5 protein-coding genes are annotated in these 6,207 nt (G+C 46.0%); 3 read left to right on the forward strand and 2 right to left on the reverse strand.

Features of this window, described 5'->3' with window-relative positions; genetic code table 11:
- Window positions 1–15: 15 nt before the first annotated feature.
- Window positions 16–2,370, forward strand: coding sequence for an arylsulfatase (locus RM347_RS32270; protein ID WP_322715917.1), 2,355 nt, complete (start codon window positions 16–18; stop codon window positions 2,368–2,370).
- Between the two features lie 197 nt (window positions 2,371–2,567).
- Here RM347_RS32270 and RM347_RS32275 read toward each other — a convergent pair whose 3' ends face one another.
- Both RM347_RS32275 and RM347_RS32280 read right to left on the reverse strand, forming a co-directional pair.
- Window positions 2,568–3,833: a hypothetical protein gene (locus RM347_RS32275; RefSeq protein ID WP_322715916.1), complete on the reverse strand. Its 1,266-nt coding sequence runs from the start codon at window positions 3,831–3,833 to the stop codon at window positions 2,568–2,570.
- Window positions 3,834–3,937: 104 nt separating this feature from the next.
- Window positions 3,938–5,413, reverse strand: coding sequence for a hypothetical protein (locus RM347_RS32280; protein WP_322715933.1), 1,476 nt, complete (start codon window positions 5,411–5,413; stop codon window positions 3,938–3,940).
- Between the two features lie 102 nt (window positions 5,414–5,515).
- Between RM347_RS32280 and RM347_RS32285 the strand changes: the two genes are divergently transcribed.
- The gene (locus RM347_RS32285) at window positions 5,516–5,683 is read left to right on the forward strand and encodes a hypothetical protein (protein WP_322715915.1); all 168 of its coding nucleotides are present in this window, start codon (window positions 5,516–5,518) and stop codon (window positions 5,681–5,683) included.
- A 136-nt stretch (window positions 5,684–5,819) separates the two neighbouring features.
- A complete protein-coding gene (locus tag RM347_RS32290; RefSeq protein ID WP_322715914.1) occupies window positions 5,820–6,098 on the forward strand; it encodes a hypothetical protein in 279 nt (92 codons plus the stop codon).
- Window positions 6,099–6,207: the final 109 nt, after the last annotated feature.

Raw genomic sequence — 6,207 nt, forward strand, 5'->3', positions numbered from 1 at the left:
CAAGAGGTCAGATTTATGTCTCTGCGTGAATACAAACCCGGAAATACTTTCCCCGGTGTCATCGGTCGGACAGTTGATAAATCCAGTCCAGCTTGGCCAGAACCGTTGCGATCTAAAGAAGGTACACCCAACGTTCTATTTATCGTTTTCGATGATACAGGCTTTGGGCAATTTGGATGTTACGGAAGTCCCATCAAAACACCCAACCTAGACGCACTAGCCGCCAATGGTTTGCGCTACAACAATCTACACACGACGGCGTTGTGTTCACCCACCCGTTCTTGTCTTCTGACTGGGCGCAATCACCATTCCAACGCCATGTCCTGCATTACAGAAGGGTCTACGGGTTATCCCGGTGGTAATGGGAATATTCCCTTTGAGAATGGGTTTCTCTCGGAGATATTATCACAGAAGGGTTATAACACTTATGCGATCGGGAAATGGCATTTAACGCCCGCAGACCAGATATCTGCGGTCGGCCCCTATGATCGCTGGCCTCTTGGTCGCGGTTTTGAACGTTTTTATGGTTTTTTAGGCGGAGAAACCCACCAGTATTACCCAGATTTGGTTTATGACAACCACACAGTTAAGCCAGAAAAGACCCCCGCAGAAGGCTACCATTTGACCGCAGACTTGGCAGACAAGGCAATTAGCTTTATCGCTGATGCCAAGCAGGTTGCCCCCGATAAACCCTTTTTCATGTATTTCTGTCCTGGTGCGATGCACGCCCCCCATCATGTGCCGAAAGAATGGGCTGATGCCTACGCCGGACAGTTTGATGATGGCTGGGAAGTTTACAGGGAAAAGGTTTTTGCCCGTCAGCAGGAAATGGGGATTGTCCCCGCAGATGCCGAACTCTCCCGCCATGATCCCGATGTCCAGCATTGGGATTCCCTCTCAGCCGCAGAAAAACGGCTTTATGCCCGGATGATGGAAGTATATGCTGGCTTTTTAACCCACACTGACCACCATATCGGTCGCTTACTCGATTTTCTTAAATCTATTGGTGAGTTCGAGAATACTATAATTATGGTGATTTCGGATAATGGGGCAAGTTCTGAAGGAGGGCCAACTGGTTCAGTTAATGAGAATCTCTTTTTTAACAATGTGCCAGAATCCCTAGAGGAAAATCTCAAGGCACTAGATAAGCTAGGTAGTCCAGAAACTTTCAACCATTATGCTTGGGGTTGGACTTGGGCAGGTAATACGCCTTTCCGTCGTTGGAAACGGGAAACTTATCGGGGTGGAATCAGCGATCCCTTGATAGTCCATTGGAATCAAGGCATTGAGGCAAAAGGTGAAATCCGTACTCAGTACGCTCATGCTATTGACCTAGTACCTACTGTGCTGGAATTACTGGAAATTGAACCACCAACAACGATTAAGGGTGTTACTCAATCTTCCATTGAAGGTGTCAGTTTTGCCCATACTTTTAATCATAGTACCGTACCTACTAAGCACCTGACCCAATATTTCGAGATGATGGGACATCGTTCTCTTTACTATGATGGTTGGCGGGCGGTTTGTCCTTGGCCTGGCCCCTCATTTGCAGAAGCAGGTCAGTTTTTTGGTGCGGCCATTTCGGCGGAAACTCTGACGGATTTGGATACCCATCATTGGGAACTGTATCACGTTGCCTCAGATTTTTCAGAAAATCATAATATTGCGGCTGATAATCGCCCTAAATTAATTGAAATGATTGCCACTTGGTACGTAGAGGCGGGTAAATACAATGTGTTGCCTGTGGATGGCAGAGGCGTACAACGATTTGCAGAAGAACGTCCTCAGATTGCCGTCAATCGTAGCCGCTATACTTACTATCCTGATACTCAGGCAATCCCAGCCAATACTGCCGTCAAGTTGCTCAATCGTTCTCACAGTATTACGGCTGATGTGGAAATTTCCACAGGTGGTGCAGAAGGAGTATTACTGGCTCACGGAGGTAATGATAGTGGCTACTCCTTCTATGTCAAAGATGGCAAACTGCACTGGGTTCATAATTATGTAGCGCGATCGCTCTATCATGTCGAGTCTGGGTCATCTGTGCCGGAAGGTCGTCACCAGTTGCGCTTTGAGTTTAAAGTCACGGGTCAACCAGATTTAGCCAAGGGGAAAGGAACGCCGGGTCGCGCCGAACTTTATATCGATGGGAAATTAGTTGGGCAAGCCGAGGTCCCTGTAACTACTCCCTTAGCACTAGGTCTGACCAGTGGTGTGACTTGTGGAATTGCCCCTGGTGCGCCTGTAACACCCGATTATGAACCGCCCTTCAAGTTTACGGGCAAGATTTATAGTGTGATAGTGGATGTTAGTGGAGATTTGATTCACGATAAGGAAGCTGAAATGCGTACCATTATGGCACGACAGTAGAGAGTCAATAACCCCACTCTGAAGCTACGGTGTATACACAAGTCCTAAAATCCTTGCCTGGTAAGATGCAAGCCTTAGTAGGCAAGATTTTGAGTTTATCAAGCTGATTATCAATAGTGTCATATTATTGATATAGAATTAACGAAAAATCAAGGATTTTAAAAATAATTTTCCGTTCTTTTCCCTCTATTTGATTCTCAATCCGACTTGTGTATACACGGTAGACTCTGAATAGAGGTATATAGCAATACTTTCAGCCATTTAACCATCGTAATTTGGCTACAGTATTGTACAGGCCGCATATTTGACCTCGCTACAATCGCCTCATGTGACCATTTTTCAAGGCTGGTGACAGGCGCGGCGGAACCTTCACCCTCATCAACTGCTTTGACTCCTACACCCGAAACTGAATTTTCAACTAACAACGAAGCGGAATTACTTTGTTCTACAAGCTCTGGTGTTTGATTAGCGATCGCAGAATTTAAAGATTTTTTATTTTGGGCAGCAGACGCGGCGGAACAAGTGCCTTCATGAAAATCTTTCGGCTCAACACCACAATCTTGATTTTCAGCCAATAACGAAGTGGAAAGGCTATGTTGGGTTTGTTCTTCCAAGTCAGTTAAATTCTGTGCGACGGGCGCGGCGGCACAAGCACCTCCATGACAGTCCTTCGGCTCAACACCACAATTCTGGTTTTCAGCTAACGAAGAAGCAGATTCACCCTGTACAGCATCCACAAGCGTTAGCGTCGTGCAGTCCGTTGCCACAGGCAAGTCTTTCTCTTTCTCTGACACGCTTTCAACAATCTGAGGCGAAGCGCCCCCCAAGGGCGCGTGAGCCGTCTCCTCAACTTGCAAAATCTCATTTAGCGTGTCAGAGAAACATCTCACCAACTCATTTGATGAGTTGGTGAGATGTTCCTGAGTAGTTCGTGAGGGTTTGCATAACCCTTGCTCTGGCTGACTTTGACCTAAAATAGGTGCTTGATTTAAAGCACGCATTTCTTCACAGCCAGCATCTTTCTCTGAATCCCTGGCATTTGGTTCTCGTTTTTCAGAATTTAGTTCTCGTTTTTCAGCATTTGGTTGCTGATTAAGAGAATTGGCTTTTTCCCAGAACTCTTTCATTCGGCTGCCATGCAAATTCTTCACCATCCACTTCACTGTCTCCCGGCCATCCTGAATCGACTTGTCCGGCTTGAAGATGAAAAGTCCACTGTCGGAGAGAATTTTCTTCGCAGAGATAAAAGTACTGTACCCTAAAGCAGAAGTTAGCGGCATCCACCGAGAACCATAAGGGTCAGCCGTCCAACACTCCTGCCACAATTGCGTAACTGAAGGCTTTTGTTGCGAAGCCCATAACATATCTTCTATGGGAATAATCACATGAAGCCTTTTATATGGGGATTGTGGTTTACTAGCGGTAGCTTTTTTGGGCTTGGGTCTTGTAATAGTTGCAGTCATTTTACAATCTCCTGTTATGTTGACGCACGGAAATTTCCCCCACTGTGATGCGGGGCTTGGTATTTGTATTTGGTTGTCTAAAAAATCACCAAAACATTGGAAGTTTATTGAGGTTGCCAGAATCGCAACTCGTCTCGGAAATACCTGTCAGTTTTCTTGGACTGGTTTCGCCAGTGATCCCAGGCAACCACCAGTTCCTCGCCTAAGTCTTGTACCACCTCACCCCTCTCGACATACAAAGTACGGTATGGGTCAGCGTGAGCAACTATAGAACCAAGCCCGATTATGGGAAGTTCAGTAGATGCCGTTTGAAGTGCGGTAATTAATTCTGTTTCCTGGGTGGTCAATTCCGCCCAATAGTCTGATTTAATCACCTCATACTCTTGGGCAATATCCCAAAACTCTTGCCAGCTACACCCTGGTTTAGCTAGCACTGCCCTAATATCGCTAACCGCCTGGGGCAACATTTCCAATTGTTCGGCACGGTAGGCAATCGCAACTGGTGTAGGTTCACTCCCCAAAATTATCGCCGCAGCCTCTAACGCTTGGGTATTGTTCATCGCACTGGCAAGATTCTTCAACGCCATGCCCATGAGCCGCAGACATTCTTGGGCATTTTCCTTGGGTGGTTCCTGCGCTAGCGATCGCAGATCAATAGTTTTCTCCAAGGCTTGCTTCACCTGCTTGTTTAAAACTTTGGTCGCTTGCTGGGTCATGGTATTTCCCCATTGTTGCAAAGGATGTTGCTCTACAGCGTTTTCCAAATCTTGAATACGCTGCCTAAGCTGTTGGTTCTCAGTCTCCAACTGCCGTAATGATTCCATCTCATCCAATCGCTGCTGCAATTGAACGTTTTGCTCCCTTTGTTGCTTGTATAGATTTTGCAGAGATTGGATTTGTTCAAGTAATTGAGCTTCGGCTCTGCCAGTAGCTTCTGCTTGTAAACCAATTCTCAATTCCTGGGAAAGTCGCTCTAACTCTTGCTGATGCTGTTCTTTAATTTGGGCAATTGCTTCAGTATATTCTGGTGGATAAGTCTGCTCTCTGGGAAAGGGAACGCTGGCAGCATCTAAATCAGCATTATTGATCAGCAGCCTCTCACCATCCGCAAAGGTAACAATCTGCTGCCAGTGATTTGGTGCGTCTGCTTCAATCACTCCCGATTCCCCATAACGAGGATGTGAAAGGGAAGAAACAGTCACAGAATTACACAATTGCGTATTGGGGTTTTCAGTTTTTGTGCTATTGGTTCTAGTGGGTGACGTATTGTTCGGAACGACCTTCTGAACTGCTTTAGCGAAGTCTGCGGCAGTGGGGAAGGGTTTTTCTTTGGCTGCGATCGCAACAGCTTCGTGTAACTTATCAGGAGTTTTAGCCAGCCGGAGTAAGGGGCGAGTTTGAGAGGGTTTAGTAATCTTTTCCCTGAGTTCCTCTGGCAGAGTATCAACTACTTTCTTCGCAGACAGCAAATCTCTGACCCGGCGATATCCCCCGTGTTTAGTCAACTCACTTTCGCAGTAAGCTTCTAAGGGCAAGGAAATGCAACCGCCTGCACCCGAACGCAAAAAGGGTTTGCAAATTACCAAACTTAACTAATTTCAATCAACCACAAAACCAAGTGCCACCGGGACTAGCAGCCGGAAGCCAAACTTGTAATGCTCAAGCCAGCGAGGATGATCTCGATGACCTACCAAGTCTTAAAAAACTGGTTATTTAGTGCCATTCGTCTAGAAATCAAAGATTTTACAGCAAAGCTGAATTTAGTAGAGTGTCCTCTTCCGAACACAGCACTTCCTTACACATCCCCTGATGCTGCCGTCTGCTGTCTTGAGAATGCTCTTAGCAACTAGCTTTGATGGCTACGCCAAATCAAAAAGAGAGCGTTGTACTAAACCAGAACGTTGTTTGCACACATAACAAAAGCGATCGCCCCTCCGACCAAGAAGTAAGCGATCGCTTTTTACCCTTTTATCAAGGAACTCTATTATGCCTTATACAACACATACACAGCAAGCAATTCCTAGTTCTTCTGTTGATGAGCAAGCCCTCGCCCAAGCAGAACTGTACAGTCACCTCGAATCCCAAGCCGAAGCTGTAGCTCCAACCCAAGATCCTCTCACCAGCAGAGATCGCCGCATCATTGGCGAGATTATCCAAGTCCAACCCGAATCCGTTCGTACTATCTGGATTGAAGGCGGAATTACGGTATGGGTGCAGTTATACCAATTCACGAAAAACCTGATACAAATAAAGCATCAAGAATAAAACCCCAACCTGTAATTGAAGCAACGATTGATGTGTTTAATTTCTCAAGACGCTGCCAGATAACTTGTCTTAACTCATCTAAATTAGCAAAGCATTCCCAACTTAAATG

The sequence above is a fragment of the Nostoc sp. ChiQUE02 genome, from assembly GCF_034531305.2.
Classification (GTDB): Bacteria; Cyanobacteriota; Cyanobacteriia; order Cyanobacteriales; family Nostocaceae; genus Nostoc.

Excerpts from the sequence above, each read along its gene's own strand:
- RM347_RS32290 (WP_322715914.1), top strand. The coding sequence starts at position 5,820 with ATGCCTTATACAACACATACACAGCAAGCAATTCCTAGTTCTTCTGTT.
- RM347_RS32285 (WP_322715915.1), top strand. The coding sequence starts at position 5,516 with ATGACCTACCAAGTCTTAAAAAACTGGTTATTTAGTGCCATTCGTCTA.
- RM347_RS32270 (WP_322715917.1), top strand. The coding sequence starts at position 16 with ATGTCTCTGCGTGAATACAAACCCGGAAATACTTTCCCCGGTGTCATC.
- RM347_RS32275 (WP_322715916.1), bottom strand. The coding sequence starts at position 3,833 with ATGACTGCAACTATTACAAGACCCAAGCCCAAAAAAGCTACCGCTAGT.